This window comes from Shewanella sp. HL-SH4 (assembly GCF_051164845.1).
In the GTDB taxonomy this organism is placed as follows: domain Bacteria; phylum Pseudomonadota; class Gammaproteobacteria; order Enterobacterales; family Shewanellaceae; genus Shewanella; species Shewanella glacialimarina.
In genome coordinates, this window is the sequence record NZ_CP195037.1 from 3031884 (window position 1) to 3052227 (window position 20344).

The following is a 20344-nucleotide window of genomic DNA, read 5'->3' on the forward strand; positions in this document are numbered from 1 at the left end:
TCTCAAGACCAGTCATACCCCATCTACTCGCGACTTCAAAAATATATTAACAGGGGCTTTGATGGTGCAGGGCACCACATCCGATGCGGGTAAAAGTACTCTAGTTGCTGGTTTGTGCCGTGTTTTTGCCCGTAAGCATATTGCTGTCGCGCCGTTTAAACCACAGAATATGGCGTTAAACAGTGCGGTAACCGAAGACGGTGGTGAAATTGGCCGAGCACAAGCGTTGCAAGCCATTGCCTGTTATCTAAAGCCGCATACTGATTTTAACCCTGTATTACTTAAACCTAGTTCTGATACCGGTGCTCAAGTCATTATTCATGGTAAAGCGCTAACCACACTTGAAGCTAAAGCATTTTTTGGACCTGAAAGCCAAGGTTATAAAACCCTAGCATTAACGGCAGTGATGCAATCTTATCGGCGCTTGCAGCAACAGTACTCACTGGTCGTTATTGAAGGCGCTGGCAGTCCCGCTGAAATTAATTTACGCCAGGGTGATATCGCTAATATGGGCTTTGCCGAAGTCGCGGATTGCCCGGTGATAATCATTGCTGATATCGATAAAGGCGGTGTGTTTGCTCACCTTGTGGGTACATTGGCACTATTGAGCGAATCTGAACAAGCTAGAGTAAAAGGCTTTGTGATTAATCGATTTCGCGGTGATATAGGTTTGCTTCAACCCGGCATTGACTGGTTAGAACGCTATACTAAAAAACCTGTTTTTGGTGTATTACCTTATTTGCACGACTTACATCTTGATGCCGAAGACGGTTTAGTTGAATCTTCAAACCTAAGCCCCTCACTTACCACGAACAAGCTAATCGTATTGGTGCTAGTTTTTCCGCGGATTAGTAATCATACCGACTTTGATCCATTACGCCTGCATCCTCAGGTTGAGTTTCGCTATATCAGCATGGCAGATCAACATAAGGTGTTTCCTTATGCTGATTTAATCATTTTACCTGGCAGTAAGAATGTCCGTGCCGACTTACTTTTTATGCGCCAGCAAGGCTGGGATAAGGCTATTTTTAAGCATTTACGTTACGGTGGAAAAGTGATTGGTATTTGCGGTGGTTATCAAATGCTAGGCCATCTGATTGATGATCCCCACGGTGTAGAAGATATTGTAGGCAGCATCAAAGGTTTAGCTTTGTTGGATATTAATACTGAATTAACCACACATAAAACCCTTACTCAAGTAAGTGGTTACTTACAATTAGAGCAGCAACAGGTTAGCTTTACAGGCTATGAAATTCATTGTGGTGTATCGAGCTTTACCCATAGCGATATTTCGCATCCGATTCAAATTGGCACAGATACGGCTCAGTTTGATGGTCAAGTTAGTCAAGATAACTTGATTATGGGTACTTATATTCATGGCTTATTTGATAGTCCAGCAGCTTGTCAGCTGCTTTTACAATGGGCCGGTCTTGCGCAAGCTGAAGCAATCGATATTAATCACATTCGCGAACAGCAATTAAATCGTCTTGCTGACGTATTAGAAACACATCTTGATTTAGACAAATTAACCGGAGTGATCTCATGACCGAGAAGACAACAGACAACAATGCAAACATCGACAGTACTGATGTTGACAGTACCAATCTTGACAATACAAGTCTTGAAAGTACTAAGCTTGATAATCAAAAGGCGGATCGCCATAAAGCACGTCAACAAAAAGTAAAGCTAGGTGTAGACGCTAAAATTGCCGCAGCACAGCAAGAAAAGGGCATTTTATTAGTGCTTACCGGTAATGGTAAAGGTAAATCAACTTCTGGCTTTGGCTCTGTTGCACGCGCGGTTGGCCACGGTCACAAAGCCGCGGTAGTGCAATTTATTAAAGGCACTTGGGCATGTGGTGAACGTAATTTGTTAGAAGGTGCAGGGGTTGAGTTCCATGTTATGGGAACCGGCTTTACCTGGGAAACACAAGATAAAGAAAAAGATACTAAAGCGGCTGTAGAAGCCTGGGAATACGCAGAGAAACTGCTGCAAGATAAGTCGGTGAATTTATTATTATTGGACGAGTTAACCTACATGGTTAGCTATCATTATATCGAGTTAGAGCGAGTTCTCACAGCCTTGAGAAACAGACCTGCAATGCAACATGTGATTATTACTGGGCGTTCTTGTCACCGGGAGATTATCGAGCTTGCTGATACGGTGAGTGAAGTCCAGCCGATTAAGCATGCGTTTAATGCAGGGATCAAAGCTCAGTTAGGATTTGACTATTAATTAATAAAAATGTCGCTGAAAGCATACATAGGGTTCAGCTAAAAAAATGGCCAACTTACGTTAAGTTGGCCATTTGTATTGGTACTTAGTGTTAACGACGTCTTCTACTACGGCGGCGCATACGGCTTTCTTTATCTGCTGCAGTAGGTTCTCCGTCAGTTCCATTTCGTTCTTCATTATCAAGAAAATCGTCATCATGGTCATCATGATCATCATCTAGATCATCATTGCTGTGGGCTAGAGATACTGGTGATTCCACTTTGACTTCTTGCTTTGGTTCAACTTTTTTATCGCCCCTGAACACTGATTTTAAAATACTGGTCACGCCTTGCAATTTTGCAGAGGGCTCAGCTTTTGAACTAGACTTTTGATCAGGTATTGCAGGGCTTGCTTCAAAAACCTTTTCAAGCTTTTGTTCTATATTGTTTTTTAGTTCTTCAGAAAATTGAATGTTATCAATTTTCTCTTGCGACTTTTTTGGCGTAATATCATCAATAGATTCCCCCGGCTTCAAGCGTACAGCAACATTGTCCATGCTGGCCGATGGTCGGATAGGCTGAGGGTCTAACGATGCTGTTCTGGGTCTAATTTCAGCAACGTTATCTAGGGTGATTGTTTTACTAATAATAGGATCTAAAGGCACTGTTTTTGTTGCTACGGGATCTAATGATAGTCCTGAGCTAGCCACAGGGTCTAATGATGCAGACTTGGTTGCTATAGGGTCAAGTGATAACGTTTTAGTAGCGACAGGATCAATAGATGCCGATTTAGTGGCAACTGGATCGATTGATGTTGATTTCGCTGCTACTGATTCAAATGATACGCTCGAGGCAATAATTGATGTGGCAGAAGCATCTGACATAACTTGAGACGGCGTAGGCACTGAGGCTTGATCTTTTTCTCTTATTTGTAGACGTTTATCAAATTCTGTAGTGACTTCAGCTATTTCAGATTTAGCAATACTGACAGCGTTAACAAGTTCTTCAAAATGGGCTTGATAATCTTCATATCGACTTTCAATGCTGCTGATATTGTTCTTAACTTCATCGCTTAACTTACTTGTTAGACGCTTGTATATATTTATTTCTTGTTCTAACTCATATAGATAAGTTTTAGAATATTTAATAGACTCGTCTATTTCAACGAGGTTTTCAGTCAACTCATGTCGCTTAGAGGTAAACTCGTTAATAAGCTCTTTTGGAATTTGAGCTGGCGATTCTGGCTGCGACACTAAACCAGAGAATTCACTAATATGGCTAACCGGCAGCCATTGTGAAAATGCTGGATGCCAGCCATAACAGTTAGGCTGGTCTTGTAAAAACGCAATAGCCTCAACTTCGGTTAATGGCCCTGTTACGTCGCCATCATGTGAAAAAAACCATTTTTTCATAATCATAATTCTTATTTAGTCGTTATCAACAGTGATTAGGAGTTATCGCAAATATGATTTGGAATCATTACTTAGTTGCGACGCCAGCAAGAGTTCTTTGTAAAGCCTCATACTGTTCATTAACACTTCGGATTGTTGTTTTAACTTCTTGATTTAAATTCTGGGTTATCGTTTTCGTCTTATTAGTATCACGATCAAAATCAGCGAGTGAATTGCTAAGAGACTTTATCGTTGTTTCAATTCGACTTAGTGCGGTATTAAGCTCTTGTTCTTTTGCTATAAAACGCTCAATCAACTTTTTTGGGATAGCTTGAGGCGGAGGTGGTGGTGTGATTACTATATCAAACTCATCGACATGACTGACTGGTATCCATTGGGCATAAGATGGATGCCAGGCGTAGGTGTCTGGGTTTTTTTCGATAAACTTGTTTGAGTCCGACAAGCCTAGAGGCCCGCTAACTTCACCATTATGTGAGAAATACCATTCTTTCATAGTTCCACTTTTATCCTTAACAGTGCTTGAGCTTATAGTTATTTTTATAATTAATCAGGGGTGTAGTCTACAACTATAGTCACGTTTTTGCGGCAACGTCACTTGGTTTGTCATGTTTTAGGAGCTAAAAGTGTCAACAACAAGCAGAAGTCATAATTAGCACCTATATATTTTGTTACAATAACCTATATTTTTTAACATGACTACTGTTTATCAAGGATCGATCTTGTTAAATGTGTAATGTCTATTTGACGCAAACCTAACACTGCAGCAGTGTTAAGCTTTTTTTAGTGCTGATATTATAGTCTCATTGTTTTTACCTAGCGGGTCTTTGATGTCGATCATTCAAAGTCAGCAAAAGTATTAAATTCGATCCACGCATCGGTGGTTGGGTGGTTAAAGCCGATAAATGCTGCGTGCAGATGCAACCTGTTTTGCTGAATACCATATAAGTCATCTCCCACAATAGGCAATCCTAAGCCTTGGTGGTGGGCGCAGTGCATTCTAAGTTGATGAGTACGTCCTGTTTTTGGATATAAGTGTAAAAGGGTGCAGGCACCTTTGTGCTTATATACCTCCCAATAGGTTTCGGCTTGCTTACCGTGTTCATAACAAACTAATTGCTTGGGGCGGTCATTTAAATCGACTCTAAGCGGCAAGTTTATTGTGCCATTTTGCCCCTTAGGTTTACCGTCAACTAATGCAATATAGCGTTTGATTACTGTGCGGTTAATAAACTGTTGTTGTAATGCTTTGTTAGCGTCTTTGGTTAGTGCTATTACCATTAGTCCTGAAGTCGACATATCAAGACGATGTACTATAAGTGGACCAGTGGCTTGGGGAAATAATTGTTTCATTCTGGTTTGTACTGAGTCGGTGACATTTTTTCCTGCCACAGAGAGCATCTCAGCGGGTTTATTGATAATCGCTAAGTCTTTATCTTGATAGACTATTTCAATGTGCTTATTGACTGCGGTATTCACAAGTAATGGATCAGGGTCGACGGTCATACCTTTAAGCATATGTGCCAATATAGGACGGCATTTACTGTGGCAGGCTGGGTAGAAGTTTTTATGCTGCTTTATTTCTGATTTAGGTGATGAGCCCCACCAAAACTCAGCCATAGCGATAGGGGTTAACTGGTGCTGAAAGGCATACTGTAATAATTTAGGTGCAGCACATTCACCAGCACCAGCTGGAGACAGATGATTCGGGGCATCGTGAAATATTGTGTTTAAATCTTTGCTTTCTGCTAACACATTTAAAAACTGGTACTGATTAAACAGCTTCTTTTGCAGTTGATTAGAAAGCTGTTTGCGCTGTTTTTTTAATTGGTTTATTTGTTGTTGTCGTGTGTCAACCTGTTGCTGGGTATAGTCAACCTTGATTGCCCAATGTTGTTTTAACTCAGTAAGCTTAAATTTTTGTTGCACACTCTGGCGACTAAGCTCAATTGACAATGATGTGAATGCTTCAGTGGTCATGTTATGTTGCGCTAAGGCTAAATCAGCTTGCTCACGCTGATCTTTTCTATGCTTACGGCTTTCAATAATGACAGATCGTAGCTGTGCGAGCTCATTTTCTGAATGCAGCTGTTGATCTGCTAAAAGGTCAACTAACCTGGTTAATTGGGGATCTGTTTCATGCTGAATAATGAGTTGATTGATATCATTGATTTGTTTGTTTTCAACACTAAAAAAGCTGTCTTTAGTTAACATGTCAAACACTGGCGGTACAAAGGGAGGCAAAATATTTTGATCTGCTAACTTGCCTGAAAATGCCGCTAAAAATCCCAGTTTGTCCTGCTGATTTTTTACAACCAGTACCCCAAACATTTTACCTATGACCATTCCACGATCGTTTTCAGGATCTAAGCCAAAGTTATGTCGCCAAGGGTTTGTGTCTAACAAGTCTTGTTGTAACTGTTCTGCCGCTTGTATGCATAGGGTGTGAGGTTGATAATAAAACGGAAAAGTAAACGACTCCGGTAAGCTTTGTTCAGCAATACTGCCATTGAAAAGAATAAAACAGGGATCGTTAACAGCCATTACACACTCTTACTATACCAAAGGGCGGCTATTTTACCTTGTAGTGGATTGTGATGCATCCATAAGCGTTATTACTTTAAGTGGTGTTTTCAAGCATAAAGGTTCAATAGGTCTTAGCGTAATTCAGAGGATGTTGTATTACTAATTTATTTTATGAAAAAATGGGCGCAGTATAAATACTTCGCCCATTAAGTTGTGATTGCATGTGCAGATTATTTCTTAGCAACTCTGTGCAGTGCACACAGTTTATTACCATCAGGATCGCGTAAATAGGCTAGATACAATTCAAAGCCAGGACCTTGGCGTAGACCTGGCGCTCCTTCACAAGCGGTACCACCACTTTTAACACCCATAGCTTCCCATGCATCAGCAGCGGCAGGGGTTTCAGCCGCAAAACCAATAGTCGTGCCGTTACCATGACAAGCTGGCTCGCCGTTAATCGGCTTAGTTAATGCAAAAATGCCTGTAGGGGTGAAGTAAAAGCAGCGGCCTTTATCATCTATGACACCTGGTGCGTGGCCTAAAGTCGCTAAAATTGCGTCGTAAAACTTTTTCGACTTTTCAATATCATTAACGCCGATCATGATGTGACTAAACATGGTGACTCTCCTTGTGTGAACTCATTGAGTTCGATTAATAGACGGGTTTTTGCTCAATTCAGTAAGGTTATTGTGTACGATTATACTGTTCGATTAGTTCAATGGTATGGCTGAGCAATGTCGTATCGCCACTTGCACCATGGCCCGGAATAACGAGATTAATGTTAGGGAACTGTTGGTTTACTTTATTAATCGTTGTCGGCCATACCTGCATATCGGCTTCGCCAATATAGCCCATGGTTTTTGAGTCGAGTGATTTTATCAAACAACCGCCGAATAGCATTTGCTGTTTTGGCAACCACACCACGAGGTTATCTTTTGTATGCCCAGCACCTAAGTCATACACCTCAATAAGATCAGACTTTACAGTGTAACGATGACCTTCAAAGGCTGTATGCGCTTGGGGTTTATTGGTCACAGCTAAAATATCTTGGGTACGGTCAGAGACAATAGTCTGAACGCCATGGTTATTTAAATAGCCTATACCACCGGCGCGATCTTGATGTGAATGGGTCGAAATGCTGGCAACAGGGGTGAAACCTTGCTGTATTATCCATTCAAGTAACAATGCCGTATCGCTGTCTGTCCATGGTGTATCTATAATGTAAGCTTGTTTATCTTGCACCACGACAAGCCCATTGGCTTCGACTACACCAAAGTCAGTAACATTTAAATATGAATGATGCAGATAAACGCCATCGGCAATTTCTGCAATTGCAAACTCACCTAGTTGGCTGGTGCTGTTTGAGCTATTTCGGATAACCGTTTCTGTATTAATCGAATGTGCCTGGCTTGATGCGGTAACGAGTAGACTGATTAAGCACGCACAGAACAAGCCGATTTTAAAGCCGTTATCCATAGTTTTTCCAAGATAATATTTGATGTTGGTTGAGCATTAACAGCATGCTCTTAAAAAGTAGATAACGGCATGTTACACCGATTTTTCGATATCATTAGTTTGATGAACAGAAAATAATGCCTGCACGTTAACCTTAGCTTTAATCTTCGCCGCCAACAAATAAATGCCTGCCAATTTACGATGAATAAAAATAGCATCCATTGGTGGCGTGTGCCATTCATCTTGTTGTGTGCTCATTGATCTAGCTGCATCGGTGACTCTTTTAGCTAATCGGCTTTGGGCAAAATCATATTCGCCATTGTGCCTTAAGGGTTCGCATGCCTGATGAAAAATATCGACAATCAATGCTTGCTGCTCAGCAGAAATATTGTCTTGGAAGAAACCAATTTGTGATGCAGCCTTAGTGATTAATGCCATATCACTGGTCATTGCGCCCTGCATCAGTAATTTATAACCCTGCGATAAGGCGTTTGATATGGTTCGCGTAGCACCAAAGTCAAGCAGTACAATGCAACCTGTATCTGCTTGGTACTGAAAGTTACCAAAATTAGGATCGGTTTGAACAAGCTTAAAAGTAAATAACTCATCAAGAAACAACTGTAATAACCTGGTGGCTACACTATCACGGGTGTGTTGATCTAATGACGCTATAGATTCGATTGACTGGCCTTCAACAAACTCCATACATAAAATACTGTTGTTACTCAGTGCAGGGTAAACTTTTGGCACAATAAAGTGGGCTTGGTGTTTAACCCATTGCTTATATTGAATCAGTAATGCCGCTTCGTGAAGATAATCAGCCTCATGGTGTAGTTGCTGTTTAGCTTGGGAAAGGAGCTCGTCAAGTTTGACGTTATTCGGCACTAATCCTGACATTTTTAATAGTGAGGCGACATTATCAATGTCGCTATCAATACTGTCTTTAATACCCGGATATTGAATTTTTACCGCCAGCTTCTCCCCTGTGGCTAAGTAAGCAAGATGCACTTGACCGATTGATGCTGCTGCAAATGGGCGTAACTCAAATTGACCTAAAGCATCTAACCAATTGTCTCCCCAGTGAGACTTCAATACGCCGATAAGTTGTTTATGGGGCATGTAGTTAGCGTTAGAACGCAACTTGGCCAGTACTTCAGTTAACTCTGGTGGTAACAGCTCGCCTGCATCCATCGAAAGCATTTGGCCGACTTTCATCGCTGCGCCACGTAATTGCGCCAGTTTGTCTGCAATATGGCCAATATTCGTTGGGGTCATAACCAGCTGTTTCAGCTGCGGTGATTGACCCTGGCTGTATTGTTTTACCCCTTCTTTAATTATGTTGCCAGCTAAGCGAGTGGCTAACCCGCCAAATGCCGAAAAACGTGCAACTCGGCTACTGGGTACTTTAGCGGCTTTTTGAGTATCAGATGGCTTGTTCATATAGGCTAAAATCGACTACCAGTAATGAAAGATGATCAAATAATACGCCAATAAAGCGGTTAAGATCATTTAATCAATTTTAATAAGGCTTTAAACCTATCGCCTTCTGCCTGATGTTGTAATTCAAAAAGTAATGACTCTACATTTGTCAGCTGCGCACCAAGATTAAGCATCATTTGAATACCCAGTACTTTGTTATCCGTTGAGCGCGACGACATGGCATCGGCGACAACATGAACATCAAAGTTATGTTGAAGCAGGTCTTTGCATGTTTGATAAACACAAACATGGGTTTCGATACCGCACAAAATAACTTGCCTACGGCCTTTTTGGGCAAGTAAAGTTTGTACTTGTTTTGACTGCCAGCCACTGAAATGTTGTTTTGCAATAGGTTGGCATAAGGGGGATAACAATTCAGCTAATTCTGGCGAGGTTGTGCCGAGTTTATCTGGCAATTGTTCTAACCAAATAATTGGCATATCGAAAAGGGCTGCCCCTTTAATTAACGTTGTTAAATGATGGTGCAGTTGAGCGGAGTGTTGCATCACTTGGGCAAGTTTTCCTTGTACATCAACGACCATGAGTACGCAATCTGCTGGATTTATCATAATTTAGTCCAATTAAGTGTAAGTGATAAGAATAAGATAACGATAAGATAGGTACCTAAGCACGATATTTTATTATGGTAGTAGATTGTTTTTTAGACAAGCTTCCAATAGGGCCTTAGTCTAAAGCTGTGTCAAACGTTAAAAGGATGTTAGCTAATGAGTAAAAGGATTGTAGTGTGCGCAGATGGAACTTGGAATCGGCCAGAACTGGATGTTGAACAAGATCATGCCACCAATGTGCTTAAATTTGCCCGTGCCATTGACCCGATAGCCAGTGACGGTAAATCACAACAGGTATTTTATGATTGGGGCCTTGGCTCTTACCATGACGTGTTAATTAGCGGGGCAACGGGTCGAGGGCTACATAAAAACATTGTTGATGGTTATCGCTATATTGTGCAAAATTACTCCCCAGGGGATGAAATCTGGTTATTTGGTTTTAGCCGCGGTGCATACACGGTTCGCTGTTTATCGGGATTAATCAATAATTGCGGCATCATCAAGCGGCCCGATGCTAAGTATATTCAAAAAGCGTTTGATCACTATAAAACCCAAGATGATAAATATGCACCTGACGGTATTAAGTCTGTCGAATTTAGGGAGAAATATTCTCATTCAACACGTGACGTCGCTTTTGTGGGTGTTTGGGATACAGTCGGTGCTATGGGGATCCCTTTTTCATTTTTAGGGCTATTTGAAGATAAAGATGAATTTTTTGATACCAAAATTGGTGCCAATGTTAAAGTAGCCCGACATGCATTGGCAATTGATGAACATCGACAAGATTTTACCCCCACGATTTGGTCATCAAAAGACAGTGTTGATATTGAACAGGTTTGGTTTGCAGGGGCGCACAGCAATGTTGGCGGCAGTTATCCTGCAGATGATGATGGTACTCGGCTATCTGATATTCCGTTACAATGGATGATGCAGCAAGCTCAGTTAAATGGGCTGAGTATTGAACATCATTTACTCGATGGTATCGTGCTTAATCCGCTGGCTAAGCTAGTTAATTCCAGACGCAAATTTTATCGACTAAAGACAAAAGCGCTGCGAACGATTAACGATTTAGGCGCAGCACAAGTTCACTCGTCAGTTAAAGCGCGCTGGCAACAAGATGACAGTTATCGCCCTGAAAACCTGCTTGAATATGCAAAGCTGCATGGTTGGTAATAAACCTGATATGACTATAATTCTTAGCTATTAACCATTTTAATCACAATTACTAATCAGTATCGCTTAAGTTAAATTTATTAAAAATGAGCACTACACTCGAAAAGGACACTCGTTTGCCATATTTCATACTCACTCGCTTTTTATTATTCCCTATTGTTTCTGCCGCATTAGTGACAGTGTCATTTACCGTCTTTGCGCAAACTGTTCAGGATGGCACTCCAGCTAATAGCCACGCAAATATTCACCCTACTGGCGCAAAACGTATTGTTGCTTTATCTCCTCACGGCGTTGAAATGCTTTATGCCATAGGAGTAGGCGACAGAATTGTCGCGACCACAGATCATGCGGACTACCCTGAGTCAGCAAAGTTTATTCCCCGTATTGGTGGCTATTATGGCATTCAAATAGAGCGAATTATTGAGCTTAACCCTGATTTGGTTGTCGTTTGGGCAAGTGGTAATAAGCTGGAGGATATTAATCAAATTAAGCAACTGGGTTTTACTGTGTTTAATAGTGACCCTAAATCATTAGATGATGTGGCGACAGAGATTGAACAGTTAGGGCAACTTACTGGTCAAGCGCAACAAGCACAGAAGGTGGCAGATGATTACCGTCAGCACTTAGCTGAGATTCGTCAACAAAACACACTTAAATCCAAGGTTAAAGTGTTTTATCAGTTGTGGTCGACACCACTAATGACTGTGTCTAAAGGCAGCTGGATTGAGCATATTATTGGTGCATGCAATGGGGCTAATGTATTTTATGAGGCCGCGAGCGAATATCCGCAAATTAGTATTGAAAATGTATTATTAACCAACGCCGAAGTGATATTACAAAGTCAGGACGAAGGAAATGCCATGGGGGTTAATTGGTCACAATGGCCCGAACTGCCAGCGGTTAAACACAAACACATTTATCAGTTAGATGCCGATGTATTGCATAGGGCGTCACCGCGAGTTCTTCAAGGGATTAAGCTGGTGTGTGATGCCTTAGATAAGGCACGTAACCTTTAACTGCACAATCTTCGTTTGCCAACAACTGATTTAGGTTTATCACAATCAAACAAGGGCTGCATTTGCAGCCCTTAATTTTTTGTATTCAAGCTAGTGTTAATAACTAGTAATAACATCCAGTATTAATCACTAGCATTTACATCCATCTTCAAATCTAGCGCTTATAAATATTCTACTTCTAATGAAATCAGCATAGCATCGTCATCTTCAGTGGTGAACTCCGCTCTAATCTCATAATCATTATTGGTTACTGTCATTTTTTCTAACCAGAATGTCGCGCTGCTTGCATACTTATCCATCATGGCTTGTTTAGTTTCAGGTATGTTCATTTGCTTTAGAAAACGCATAAAGTCTTCATCAGATTCAACAGGGTAATTGATACTTTCCGATAGCTTGATTTGCTTGATCGTATTGTCGACGTGTTTTACTTGTATGTGTTTAGACAATACCTCCCAGCTACCATCATCAGAGTAATTGATAACGTTAGGAACGTAGTGGGTGACTAAATCTTGTATTTTTAACGGTTTAGGTTTAGATACTGGTACGAGTAAGTTATTTAACAAGTTGTTGTCGATATCAGAATACTGGATCTGATTTTCATCTCTATCATAATCACGTGAGTAAAAAGTAAAGCCACTTAACAATAAATCTGGTTCTTTACCGTTATATGAGGAAAACTCTGAGAAATCTAACTTCAATAGATTTTTTTGGTTTGAAACAGTGTATTCAGCTTTTGACTTCTGTTTGAGGTAATTTAATTTTGCGCGTACGTTAGGTACATTATCACGGAACCCAGCTTTATCATCGATAAGCCAATTATTGTCAAAGTCTTCATCATATAAAATAAAATTCTTACCGGTGTAATTCAGTAGTGAATGCTCTTTATAAGTAATTTTTTGTACTTTGTCATTTTCGATAATAAGCCATAAGTCACGGCCATATAACCAAGCCGTGGTGTCTGCACTCAGGGTAAACACTGCGCTTGCTGGGCCAAGAATATTCAGAACGTATTCAGTCGAGTTATTAATGTTAATGCCATAAGCACCTGATAAGGTGATATTTGTTGACAGCTTGCCCGCTTCATTTGCTTTAGCAGCCAGTTTTGCCAGTTCTAATTGTGTCATCAGTGCTGGTTTAAAGTTTTTTGATGATGTCCCAGCTCTGGCGGTATTGACTGTTCGCGTTGGTGCTTGCACTGCTTGTTCCGGTTGGACACGAGCAATCGCTAGCTCAGGTTCAGGCTTAGGTATTGTAATTGATGTGGCCGGTTTTTTTTGAGACGGAGTAACAGAGCGCTCAAAAGTAATGGGTCTACGGCTCAGTTGGTTATAGGCGGTGCTCATTGATGACAAACTTTCATCATCATCACAAAAATCGATTAAATCAGCGGTGATAATTAGCTTATCGGTTTGGATAAGATTAGTGATAATAATGGCATCGACGCGTTTTTCTTTTGCTTTTTCTCTGATTAATTGAAAACTACTGGCTATTAGCTTGTTATTTGCGCTATCAGTAAGTTTTTTTTCAATATAAATACCATCAACAATAATAGGCGCACATGAAGGTAAAAAATTAAGAATAGGGGGAAGTGATTTGGCTGAAACGGGTAGACTTAAAATAAGCAGCATTAACACTAACAGTTTGTTCATTGTCGGGCACATCCTTTTGGTTTTGCTTGAATTTATGCTAATTACTTTTTAATCATGTTCTGTTTAATTGGCATTGCTAGCGCTTACTCATCCGTACTTTAGTACTGTTTTATGACTAATAATTGAGTAGCGGCTCTAATTTAACAAGTATTTAACAACCATGTCAAAGGTGGACTGCGGATTTTGTTGCAAAAAAGATAAAAATATCACTGAACCGCTATTCTTAACAAATCTAAACAAGGTTTCAAATATCACTAGGAGTTGGCTTGCCCTACTGGCTTACAACCGCTTTATTTGCAGTGCATTTTTAGCATTGGCTTTCCCTCATCTAGGCTAACCTGATATTCTTATTTTATTATTGATTAATAGACTGTGAATATGGACAAATCGGCTTTTCTTGATGCAATGAACATCACCCGTTGGCGTAGTGCTGACAAACCGGGCAAACCTTACTTGGTATTACATGACGTCGATGCAGATTTATCTGAACAACAGTTTATTGAAAATGTGCTGGCCCAATTAGATATAACTCCAGAGCAATGCGATTTTGATTGCGAAGTGATCAAAGGTCCGCAGGTTGTTTGGGATATGCGTAAAGTAAAAAGACGTCCACGGATAGCATGGTTAGTCAGTGCACCACTGGAAGATGTGCTTCAAAGTGGGACTGAAAAGCGTCAGCTATGGCAGCAAATTTGTTCTGTGGTAGATAAACAACAAAGCTAATTTTATAGGGCTTATCTTTTACATCGGATTAAATGCCATTATTCATAATTTTTCATATTCATTTCTTATCAATTCATATCAAGCACAATAGCCATTCATAAGTTTTCCCTATAGTCACCCTATCAATAATAAGTGGTAAACATAGGGTGATAATTATGAACAAAATACATCAACTGACTCAATCGGTTTTGCTTGGCAGCTTGCTATTATCAGCGGTGCCATTTGCATTTGCTACAGATGATGCCGACGTGTTTGGCGGTAAAATTAGCGGCAACATGACTTTTGCATCTGATTATGTTTTTCGCGGTGAATCTGAAACCATGGACGGCGACGTTCCCGTGGTACAAGGCACGTTAGGTTGGGCTAACGATGATGGTTGGTACACTGGCGTTTTTGCTTCAAATATTAAGTTTGCTGATCCTAATTTAGAAATCGTGACCGCGCCATACATTGGTAAAGCTGGCGAGTTTGGTGATAGTGGCATTACCTATGACGTGATGGTCTTTTCTTACCTTTATCCGGGTGCGTCTTATTCAAACTACACTGAATTATGGATTAAAGTGGGCAAACAGTTTGGCCGTGCAAACGTACAACTAGAAGTGACCCCAACGGTTGATGACTGGTTTGGTGTAGAAGGCTGGCAAGGGGTGAACTACGCAGTACACCCAAGTTATCAATTCGACAGCGGCTGGAAAGTGTCTGGCAGCGTGGGTTATCAGGATTTAGATGGCGAGGGAGCAGAAGGTTGGGGGCACTGGAATCTTGGTGTCAGTAAAGCCTATGCAGGGATTAATTTCGATGTGCGTTACCATGGCAGCACAGTTGACTCTGAGCATAAAGTGTATGGTACCCAAACCGAAATTTTTGATGATCGCCTTGTTGTCGGTATTAACAAAAGTTTTTAGCCTGCAATAGCAGCTTCGCAGTAATTATTAGTATTGGATCTGAAACGTCACTCTCCCTTAGTGATATTCAGGTCCTTTTTTTAGACTTTTTTTGCTACCCGCTACTCATTCCTTGGAGATCTTTATAGGCAAATGTGAAAAATTATGAATAATATCGGTCATTGGCTTAAATACTTTGGATTTAACGATGGCGCATACATTTGTATCACACACGGTGCTGGTGGTTGATGATGAGGCGGTAATACGTGCTCGCTTAAAAGGATATTTTGAGCGTGAAGGTTATCGTTTACTCGAAGCTGGCGATGGCGAGCAGATGTGGCAACAGTTTGCCAATAATCATATCGATTTAGTCATGTTAGATGTCAACTTGCCCGGTGTTGATGGTTTAAGTTTAGCCCGTGATTTACGCAGCCGTTCTGATGTCGGCATTATTTTGGTTACTGGGCGCGATGAAACTATCGACAAAATTGTTGGCCTTGAAATGGGCGCCGATGATTATGTGACTAAACCCTTTGAACTTAGAGAGCTGTTGGTTAGGGTTAAAAATTTGCTTTGGCGGATTTCGTTAGTTAAAAAAGCCCAGCAGGAAGTGGTCGAGCAATTTGAAAAGTGTGACGATTTAATTGTGTTCGACCGGTACGTTTTAGAATTAAATAGTCGTAAGTTATCCCGCGGTGATGAAGTGATTAAACTCACCAAAGCAGAATTTGAATTACTGACGGCTTTTGCTTTACACCCACAGCAGGTTTTATCTCGCGAACGTTTGATGCAGCAAACAAGTCATCGAAATGAAGATGTCAATGACAGAACCATAGACGTGATAATTCGTCGTTTACGCAACAAGCTTCAGGCTGATTTATTTGTTACCGTCCACGGTGAAGGTTACTTATTTGCCACTAAGGTTGAAGACTAGGCGAAGCTACGCGATAGACGGGATAAAAGTCAGCAGGGGCTAAGCTATTTTCAAGTGCATTAATGGACACTTTACCTTGTGATAGCTTTAGTATTTGCGGGCCTATGTCACCAAAGGGCGCGGCACCTTCAAGCTCTTTTACTATTACATCAATGGCTAACTTACCTTGTAACACCACCTGATCATCTGTGCTAAAAGCCACTTTATGTCGATACAGTCCCCGCAACGTGGCGGGAGATAAATAGCTACCGACTAACTTTACCTGCCCAGTTAGCTGCTTATGTTGTAAAGAGCCAATCGCCGCCTCAATGGCCACCGCACTTCCTAAAATATAATCGGGAATATGATCATTGAGTAAGTGATGCAATTGGTCACGGTAAAGGTTGCGATTATTATCAGTATGGCGAATAGATGACACTTCTATCGAGCTGTTTGCTATGGCATCAAGAATACCAAGTTCAACCCAACTGCTACCGCCAACGCCTTCAGGGCCAGTTAATAGCGCTAGTTTTACTGGTTTATCTGCTGGGGTCTTTTGTTGCGATTGGCTAATATAATTGCCGGCAATCCAACCCATTTGATACCAATTCACGCCAACACGGGTATTGATGATAGGGCTATTGAGTTGATTGACCAGCGCAATAATCGGTTTATTGATAGATCCTTTATAATGCTTAAGCAAATCAGGGCTGACAGTACCAAGCAAAATCGCATCAAATGGCTCTGTTAAACAGTGTTCCAGTTGCTTTAGTTGTTGGTCTTTGCGGTAATAACTGCCTGCTTCAAATAACTCTAGGTTAACCCCTAATTGGCTGGCATGGGACACCAAACCATAATCGATTCCTATCCAATAAGCATCTTTAAGGTGGGGAACTAGTGCACAAATGCGCCAGTTTTTTTGGGTAGACGTTAAGGCGTTATAATGGATTTTTTCAGTGGTTTGAATTTTTTGGTTAAACGGCATTCGTTGCTCTAATGACCAATGGTTGTCGTTTTTCGCTTCAACCAGTGATGAAATTGTCCCTAAACAAAAAATGAGTATATAAATGAGTTGTCGCATCTTATTGTCTCTATTAGGGTGTCTAAGCCGTTAAGTAAATAAGCCGTTAAGTAAAACACTGTGGTTTTTGTCGAGTAGATTGTAACAGTTTAAGGAATGAATGTGAGTGCTTTATCATTATCAGGTAAGAGCTTAGTTGGTCGCCTCATGCTGGCATTTAGTCTATTGGGACTGCTATTACTATTATTAGTCAGTCTGGGCAGTTTATCTTTATATTGGGTAAAATTAGCCGATCAGTATCTATACGAAGAAGCCTTACCTGCCTCGGAAGCCGCCAGACAACTTATGCAGTCGTCCAATGCATTACTCGACAATGCTCAAGGGCTTGAACGAGTGGAAGAAGAAGCCCAACGAGCATTTTTAGGACGTAAATTATCTTTAGAAAGCACCAATTTATTTGCTGCAATTGAACGGCTTAATGCGTTAAAAGTGCAAGATAGTCATAACAGTAAAGATAATAATTTAGCCTTACTTGCGAGTGAGATTATTGATGACTTATCTGTTTTAGGGCGTCAGGTTGGCGCACGTTTAGCATTAACCGCACTATTAGATGATAAAGGCAGCGACCTTGCCGAAGCAGCCAGTCGTAGCGGTGTGTTGCTTGAAGCCGAGCAGGCGGTCGTCGACTCGGCTATTTTGGCCAAATTAAGCCTAGCTTACCCGCAAGTGGCTGGTGAAGCGCAAAGCGCTCACTTGCTCGACACCATCATAGAACAAGATTTAGATATCAGAGAGCGCTTAAACAGGGCGTTAGCGCTTATTCATCATATCGCATTAGTGGGCCAATTATTGCAGTCTCCCGAGCAACAACTTGGATTAAATAAAATATTAGACAGCATGACTCGGGTGCTTTATCAATCGGGTATTCGCCCTAAAACAAGCGGCCAAAATGTGGCGGGAGAACACCCCAATCACGCCTCAGGCTTTGATGTTTCAAATAGCGCTGTGGGTAAGCAAATTGATTTAATGCCGCTTGAATTATTAAAAGGGCTTATTCGCGATCCGGTGAGGGCGACAGAGCTTGAGCAAGAATTAGTTTTGCTAAGAGAAGTGAATATTGGTTTACGTTTACAGCAGCAATATGCGCAAGTGTTAGCTAAGCAAAATGCTCAGTTGATGCAGTTAACTGACAAATTAAGCCTGTTGAATAAGTCGGTCGATGGGGCGATGAAAGCCCAGCAAATCCAAGCAGACAATGCCCGCCGCGATTTTTTACAGCAACTGTTTTGGGCAAAGTCCGGCCTGTGGGCAACGGGCGTGTTAATGTTCATTATCATGATGCTGGTGGTATATCGGGTGATTTATAAAGGCATTGCCCTGCGCTTAAATGAAGCGACCGCGGCGTTATCACAATTAAGCCTAGGTAATACCGAGGTTGTGCTTGATCCCCATGGCGATGATGAGCTAACCGCTATGGCTTCAGCTATCGAAGCATTCAAGCAAAAAACTACCCAAAATCAAGCGTTGCAAGCCGAGTTACAAACTACCGCATCTGAACTGATTGTGCATAAAGCCTCATTAGAAAATACCGTTCAGGCGCGTACCATTGAATTAGCCGAAACCAACCGTCAGTTAGATGCTGAAGCAAAAGGGCACTCGGCCGCAAGGGAGATGGCTGAGCAGGCCAGCAATGCTAAATCATTATTCTTAGCTACCATGAGCCATGAAATTCGCACGCCATTAAATGGGCTTTTAGGCACGTTAACCTTATTGAGTCATTCACCTTTACCGCCTGCCCAAAAGCAAATGCTGGCTTTGTCTCAATATAGCGGCACATTACTGCAAACCGTGTTGAACGATATTTTAGATTTTTCGCGTTTAGAACAAGGCAAGTTAACTAACGAGCCGCGACCCGTTGCGTTAAATGATCTGTTAGATGAAGTGATGGCGGTGATGATGTCGGGTGCGGGGCTAGCCGGATTATCTTTATCGTTAAACCGTCAAAACTTGCCGCAATGGATACATGTCGATGGGCCTAAACTGCGTCAGGTGTTGTTTAATTTGTTAGCTAATGCCATTAAGTTTACCGCCAAGGGCGGGGTTGAATTACACGTAGGTGTGGTTCAACAGCAGCTGACTTTCGCCGTTATTGACAGCGGTGTTGGCATTAGTGAAACCGCAATGGAGCAATTGTTTATCGCCTACAGTACTCAACCTAATCAAGGGCGCACCCGTGGTACAGGATTGGGGCTGTCAATTTGTAAAGAGTTGGTCGCGCTGATGAACTATTTCGACAATAACAGCCAAAACAACCTCGACAATGCCAGCCAGTGTATTCGGGTGGATAGCCAAGTGGGTAAGGGCTCGACATTCAGCTTTAGCTTACCACTCATTATTTGTAATCAAGCCGATGAATTAAGCCGTATTGAGCTGCCCAAAGTGGCACCTAAAAAACTGCTGGTGATTGAAGATAATAAAGTTAATGCCATGGTTGCCCAGGGCTTTTTAGCTCACCTTGGTCATCAGTCTATATTGGTTGAAAGCTGCGCGCAGGCAAGAGCAGTTTATCGGCAGGATAATGCCGCACAGTTTGACGCGATTATGCTGGATATTCAGTTAAGTGATGGCTCGGGCATTGAGTTGTTAGCTGAGTTAACCCAGATTGCACAATCGGCGGATGTCAGCGTTAATATCGCCGCGTTTACCGCTCAAGTGCAAGATGACGATATGCAAATCTATAAAGCAGCAGGGTTTGATTCGGTACTCGAAAAGCCACTGAATATGCAGGCTTTAGCTGCATGGATTGGCGTTGCTTGTGAAGCATTTCAAACCGACACTCACAGTGTGGGGGCGGCATTTCAAACCGACACTGCAACGCTTGAACAAGATGAATTGAATCCTAATACCATAGATGAAGATAGCCTAGTTGAAGATAAGCCAATTGCTGCCAGCACACTTAAGATGGAGGCGAATTCTTCTCCAACAAACAAGTCAGCGGCGCATTTGCTCAATGAGCAGCAAATTACTGAGGACTTACAATACTTAGGCGCTGATGCGTTAACTGAAATGCTAAGCTTGTTTAAAACAAGCAGCAGCGCTCAGATGGCGGCATTAGCTCAGTTGCCAGCCAACAGCGGCGAATTATTACATGGACTCAAAGGCAGTAGCGCCAGCATGGGATTAGCCGCGTTAAGTCAGCGGTGTCAGCAATTGGAATCATGTACGTTAACTGATGAAGGGTATCAAGCACTGCAACGATTATGGCAGGACTCGATTGATGCTGTGTCGCTAAAACTGACGGGTATGACTTAAGC

General features: G+C 41.6%; 17 protein-coding genes. 8 read left to right on the plus strand and 9 right to left on the minus strand.

Going from position 1 to position 20344, the window contains the following annotated elements; all coding sequences use genetic code 11:
* The first annotated feature begins 61 nt into the window (after positions 1–61).
* Both ACRWQL_RS14225 and cobO read left to right on the plus strand, forming a co-directional pair.
* Complete coding sequence (locus ACRWQL_RS14225; protein WP_434953391.1) at positions 62–1546, plus strand: cobyric acid synthase; 1485 nt, start codon at positions 62–64, stop codon at positions 1544–1546.
* Positions 1543–2235, plus strand: a complete 693-nt coding sequence (gene cobO, locus ACRWQL_RS14230; protein WP_434950660.1) for a cob(I)yrinic acid a,c-diamide adenosyltransferase — start codon at positions 1543–1545, stop codon at positions 2233–2235. Before ACRWQL_RS14225 ends, cobO begins: the two co-directional genes overlap by 4 nt.
* Positions 2236–2326: 91 nt before the next feature.
* Here cobO and ACRWQL_RS14235 read toward each other — a convergent pair whose 3' ends face one another.
* The 7 genes from ACRWQL_RS14235 to ACRWQL_RS14265 form a co-directional block, all read right to left on the minus strand.
* A complete protein-coding gene (locus tag ACRWQL_RS14235) occupies positions 2327–3625 on the minus strand; it encodes a GYF domain-containing protein (protein ID WP_434950662.1) in 1299 nt (432 codons plus the stop codon).
* 67 nt (positions 3626–3692) lie between these two features.
* Positions 3693–4118: a GYF domain-containing protein gene (locus tag ACRWQL_RS14240; protein ID WP_434927002.1), complete on the minus strand. Its 426-nt coding sequence runs from the start codon at positions 4116–4118 to the stop codon at positions 3693–3695.
* A gap of 341 nt (positions 4119–4459) precedes the next feature.
* On the minus strand, positions 4460–6166 hold the full coding sequence (locus ACRWQL_RS14245; protein ID WP_434950664.1) for an RluA family pseudouridine synthase: 1707 nt from the start codon (positions 6164–6166) through the stop codon (positions 4460–4462).
* Between the two features lie 212 nt (positions 6167–6378).
* Complete coding sequence (locus ACRWQL_RS14250; RefSeq protein ID WP_434931290.1) at positions 6379–6765, minus strand: VOC family protein; 387 nt, start codon at positions 6763–6765, stop codon at positions 6379–6381.
* 67 nt (positions 6766–6832) lie between these two features.
* On the minus strand, positions 6833–7624 hold the full coding sequence (gene bla, locus ACRWQL_RS14255; protein ID WP_434950666.1) for a subclass B1 metallo-beta-lactamase: 792 nt from the start codon (positions 7622–7624) through the stop codon (positions 6833–6835).
* A gap of 72 nt (positions 7625–7696) precedes the next feature.
* Positions 7697–9043, minus strand: a complete 1347-nt coding sequence (locus ACRWQL_RS14260; protein WP_434931292.1) for an ABC1 kinase family protein — start codon at positions 9041–9043, stop codon at positions 7697–7699.
* Positions 9044–9108: 65 nt separating this feature from the next.
* On the minus strand, positions 9109–9651 hold the full coding sequence (locus tag ACRWQL_RS14265) for a hydrolase (protein WP_434926997.1): 543 nt from the start codon (positions 9649–9651) through the stop codon (positions 9109–9111).
* Between the two features lie 156 nt (positions 9652–9807).
* Here ACRWQL_RS14265 and ACRWQL_RS14270 point away from each other — a divergent pair, with 156 nt between their 5' ends.
* On the plus strand, positions 9808–10824 hold the full coding sequence (locus tag ACRWQL_RS14270; protein ID WP_434950667.1) for a DUF2235 domain-containing protein: 1017 nt from the start codon (positions 9808–9810) through the stop codon (positions 10822–10824).
* 242 nt (positions 10825–11066) lie between these two features.
* Complete coding sequence (locus ACRWQL_RS14275; RefSeq protein WP_434953392.1) at positions 11067–11840, plus strand: cobalamin-binding protein; 774 nt, start codon at positions 11067–11069, stop codon at positions 11838–11840.
* A 161-nt stretch (positions 11841–12001) separates the two neighbouring features.
* Here the strand turns inward: ACRWQL_RS14275 and ACRWQL_RS14280 are convergent, their stop codons facing one another.
* On the minus strand, positions 12002–13489 hold the full coding sequence (locus ACRWQL_RS14280) for a hypothetical protein (RefSeq protein WP_434950669.1): 1488 nt from the start codon (positions 13487–13489) through the stop codon (positions 12002–12004).
* A gap of 378 nt (positions 13490–13867) precedes the next feature.
* Here ACRWQL_RS14280 and ACRWQL_RS14285 point away from each other — a divergent pair, with 378 nt between their 5' ends.
* From ACRWQL_RS14285 to torR, 3 genes are all read left to right on the plus strand, one after another.
* Positions 13868–14212: a DNA polymerase III subunit psi gene (locus tag ACRWQL_RS14285; protein ID WP_434950671.1), complete on the plus strand. Its 345-nt coding sequence runs from the start codon at positions 13868–13870 to the stop codon at positions 14210–14212.
* Between the two features lie 155 nt (positions 14213–14367).
* Entirely contained in the window at positions 14368–15117 is a 750-nt protein-coding gene (locus ACRWQL_RS14290) for a TorF family putative porin (RefSeq protein ID WP_434950673.1), read from the plus strand.
* Between the two features lie 187 nt (positions 15118–15304).
* On the plus strand, positions 15305–16030 hold the full coding sequence (gene torR / locus ACRWQL_RS14295; RefSeq protein ID WP_434950675.1) for a two-component system response regulator TorR: 726 nt from the start codon (positions 15305–15307) through the stop codon (positions 16028–16030).
* On the opposite strand, the gene torT is transcribed toward torR, so the two are convergent.
* Positions 16014–17090, minus strand: coding sequence for a TMAO reductase system periplasmic protein TorT (gene torT, locus ACRWQL_RS14300; RefSeq protein WP_434950676.1), 1077 nt, complete (start codon positions 17088–17090; stop codon positions 16014–16016). The genes torR and torT overlap by 17 nt on opposite strands.
* Before the next feature lie 102 nt (positions 17091–17192).
* Here torT and torS point away from each other — a divergent pair, with 102 nt between their 5' ends.
* Positions 17193–20342: a TMAO reductase system sensor histidine kinase/response regulator TorS gene (gene torS / locus ACRWQL_RS14305; protein WP_434950678.1), complete on the plus strand. Its 3150-nt coding sequence runs from the start codon at positions 17193–17195 to the stop codon at positions 20340–20342.
* The last annotated feature ends 2 nt before the right edge of the window (positions 20343–20344 follow it).

Excerpts from the sequence above, each read along its gene's own strand:
- ACRWQL_RS14225 (WP_434953391.1), top strand. The coding sequence starts at position 62 with ATGGTGCAGGGCACCACATCCGATGCGGGTAAAAGTACTCTAGTTGCT.
- cobO (WP_434950660.1), top strand. The coding sequence starts at position 1,543 with ATGACCGAGAAGACAACAGACAACAATGCAAACATCGACAGTACTGAT.
- ACRWQL_RS14235 (WP_434950662.1), bottom strand. The coding sequence starts at position 3,625 with ATGAAAAAATGGTTTTTTTCACATGATGGCGACGTAACAGGGCCATTA.
- ACRWQL_RS14240 (WP_434927002.1), bottom strand. The coding sequence starts at position 4,118 with ATGAAAGAATGGTATTTCTCACATAATGGTGAAGTTAGCGGGCCTCTA.
- ACRWQL_RS14245 (WP_434950664.1), bottom strand. The coding sequence starts at position 6,166 with ATGGCTGTTAACGATCCCTGTTTTATTCTTTTCAATGGCAGTATTGCT.
- ACRWQL_RS14250 (WP_434931290.1), bottom strand. The coding sequence starts at position 6,765 with ATGTTTAGTCACATCATGATCGGCGTTAATGATATTGAAAAGTCGAAA.
- bla (WP_434950666.1), bottom strand. The coding sequence starts at position 7,624 with ATGGATAACGGCTTTAAAATCGGCTTGTTCTGTGCGTGCTTAATCAGT.
- ACRWQL_RS14260 (WP_434931292.1), bottom strand. The coding sequence starts at position 9,043 with ATGAACAAGCCATCTGATACTCAAAAAGCCGCTAAAGTACCCAGTAGC.
- ACRWQL_RS14265 (WP_434926997.1), bottom strand. The coding sequence starts at position 9,651 with ATGATAAATCCAGCAGATTGCGTACTCATGGTCGTTGATGTACAAGGA.
- ACRWQL_RS14270 (WP_434950667.1), top strand. The coding sequence starts at position 9,808 with ATGAGTAAAAGGATTGTAGTGTGCGCAGATGGAACTTGGAATCGGCCA.
- ACRWQL_RS14280 (WP_434950669.1), bottom strand. The coding sequence starts at position 13,489 with ATGAACAAACTGTTAGTGTTAATGCTGCTTATTTTAAGTCTACCCGTT.
- ACRWQL_RS14285 (WP_434950671.1), top strand. The coding sequence starts at position 13,868 with ATGGACAAATCGGCTTTTCTTGATGCAATGAACATCACCCGTTGGCGT.
- ACRWQL_RS14290 (WP_434950673.1), top strand. The coding sequence starts at position 14,368 with ATGAACAAAATACATCAACTGACTCAATCGGTTTTGCTTGGCAGCTTG.
- torR (WP_434950675.1), top strand. The coding sequence starts at position 15,305 with ATGGCGCATACATTTGTATCACACACGGTGCTGGTGGTTGATGATGAG.
- torT (WP_434950676.1), bottom strand. The coding sequence starts at position 17,090 with ATGCGACAACTCATTTATATACTCATTTTTTGTTTAGGGACAATTTCA.